Annotated in this window: 1 pseudogene; it reads right to left on the bottom strand. The window is 56.8% G+C overall.

Annotation, left to right across the window (positions count from 1 at the left end):
- A pseudogene (locus GJV78_RS23185) lies at positions 1-1,239 on the bottom strand (hypothetical protein); the annotation flags it as partial.

The following is a 1,239-nucleotide window of genomic DNA, read 5'->3' as shown; positions in this document are numbered from 1 at the left end:
CACCCCCAGCGTAAACGGCATCGCATCCCCCACCTGGCGCACGCCGCGCCGGACCGCCCCCTGCCAGCGGCTGAACTGCTGCGCCTCAACGTCGTTCACCGTCCGCAGCAGCTTACTGATGGCCTTTTCCCGCTCTGTTGCCGGCAGCGACGCCAGCCGGTGAAGCTCCTCTGTCTCCACCATCACCAGAAACTTTTTCCACATCACGCGATCCAGCGGCAGCCCGTCAATCCTCAGCCGCCTCAGCTCCTTGCTGACATAGTGGTGCAGCCTGTCTATATCCGCGCCGCGCGTTATACCGCTCTCCGCCGCCAGCTTTTTCACCACGTTTTTCACAAATTCTTTATAGGTCGCCTTTCGCTCCAGCGGAATAAATGCCTTTCGGGTCAGCGCCCCCGTCGCCACCAGGCAGGTAAATACGCGGTCCGAGTCAAGGGCCCGGTTCACCACTTTACTCAGTACCCCGGCAAGCAGGCCGATATAGATCCCCACCACGCCGGCGGCGTTTTCACGCATTTTTTCGATGGCATCCTTAAAGGCGTCGGCCAGGTTATTCCAGGGGAGCGTAAACCAGTCGACGGCGTCTTTTACCGCCTCCTCTAACTTTTTCGCCAGCGCATCCTGGTTGAGCACCAGCGCTCTGGCCAGAATATTATTCGCTTCCGTCGGCGTCGCCAGCAGTGATTTTTCAAAATAAGCAAGCACCTCCACCTTGTCCTGCATACCGGCAATACAGCCGTTCAGGGTCTGGACGTAATCGATGCCGTTTGCCAAATCTTCGCCGTCAAAATTGTGCGCAAAATAGCCCCGCAGCGTGGCGCTCTGCAGCCACGCCAGATACATGGCGGTGCGCGGAACCAGAACGTCATTATTATACCGGGTTAAAATGGCGTTAAATTTATCCTGAAATTCTGCCACCTTAGCCGGGTCATAATACTGCTCATAGTCCGCCCATTTTCTGGCAACCTCCGGTTTCATTTTTTTATCGGCAATTTTGCTGTACGGATTATCCGGCAGTTCGCCGCCGGTTGAATAGCCGTAGGGTCCATAAACAGCGACCCGCTCCAGGCTTTCGCTTTTATCGATATAGTCACGTTCGAACTGGCGGATCATCGCCTCCTTAAGCCCCGTAATGGCCGACGCCAGGGCTAACTCCCGCTGATACGCCTTGCGCTGGTAAACCTTTTCCTGCAGCCCGGCATTGATCAGCGCGGAGAGGTCCTGCAAAACGGCCGGCGG

This window comes from Intestinirhabdus alba (assembly GCF_009711095.1).
In the GTDB taxonomy this organism is placed as follows: domain Bacteria; phylum Pseudomonadota; class Gammaproteobacteria; order Enterobacterales; family Enterobacteriaceae; genus Intestinirhabdus; species Intestinirhabdus alba.
Note: the sequence above shows the minus strand (reverse complement) of the source record. Positions and strands in the feature narration are given on the sequence as shown.